2 protein-coding genes are annotated in these 1,225 nt (G+C 36.0%); one reads left to right on the forward strand and one right to left on the reverse strand.

Annotated features, from left to right (window positions below):
* The coding region (gene ahbA / locus AC30RD_RS09630; protein ID WP_489494338.1) for a siroheme decarboxylase subunit alpha at positions 1-448 on the reverse strand (448 nt) is incomplete at its 3' end.
* A 228-nt stretch (positions 449-676) separates the two neighbouring features.
* On the opposite strand from ahbA, the gene AC30RD_RS09635 reads away from it, so the two are divergent.
* Positions 677-1,225 (forward strand): precorrin-2 dehydrogenase/sirohydrochlorin ferrochelatase family protein (locus AC30RD_RS09635; protein ID WP_489494339.1); only part of this gene is annotated, 549 nt, incomplete at its 3' end.

The raw sequence follows: 1,225 nt of genomic DNA on the forward strand, positions 1-1,225 counted from the left end.
TGCCGGTTGTGTTGAGTTTGACATTGATTTTAAAGAGTTTGAGGGTGGGAAGCATAATGAAATCATCAGCCTCTGTAAGAGATGCCAAAATTTCAATTGTTTTTTCTAGCCCTAAAGTGGAATCGGGAGCAACTGCCATCGTAAACCAGATATTGAAATCGTGGTTTCTTTCGTAGTTATGAGAAACACCAGGGTGTGCATTGATAATCTCAACTGCTCTATCGATTTTTTGTGGTGCTATTTTAAAAGCAACAAGGGAAGATGTGTATCCAAGACGTTTTGTATCGAAGATAGCAGAAGTTTGACGGATAATACCTGCTTCTTTTTGTTGGTTAAGGATGGAAAGCACTTCCTCTTCTCTCATTTGCAACTCATCGGCAATATGCTCAAACGGTTTGGGGACCAGTGGAAAATTTTTTTGTATTCTTGAAAGTATCTCTTGTTTCATTGTTATGCTCTTTGGAAATAGTATTGTACAATAGACTTTCTCTCATCTCAATAGAATTTACTCTTTTGTTTGGAGTTTTTGAGTATTTAAGAAGCCTAAGAGTGATTGTATCGATGTTTCTTTAAATTTAGATTGATATTTGTCAATAATAATAGGGGAATAGATACGGTATGCTTTTATCTATGATATTATTAGCATGGAGCATTGGAAATTACAAAGGATGGAAAGATGGGTTATTTTCCCGCGTTTTTACAACTTGAGAAGAAAAAGATACTTATTGTAGGTGGTGGGAAAATTGCCTGTGAAAAACTGCAGCATCTTCTTGATTTTACACAAGATATATCTCTTGTTGCACAGGAGTTTAGTGATGAGATGATGCAGCTTATACACAAGCATCATCTATCCTATCTGCAAAGAGCATATAAAGAGGGTGATATACAAGATTTTGCCATAGTGGTTGTTGCAGTTGATAATATAGCACTGCAAGGTGCGATATATAAGGAGTCACAACAGTACAACTGTCTGTGTAATGCAGTAGATGCAACAGAATTTTGTGATTTTATTTTCCCCTCTTACATCAAAAAAGGGGATTTGACCGTTGCTGTTTCCACTTCGGGAAGTTCCCCTGCTATGGCGAAACATCTACGCATATATTTGCAAAAAATGATACCAGATTCTATTGTTGATTTCTTACAAGAGATGAAAGAGTTGCGTGTTACTTTGCCAAAAGGGAAAGAGAGAATGAAAATGCTTGATACAAAAGCAAAAAAATATATA

This window comes from Nitrosophilus sp. (assembly GCF_982775275.1).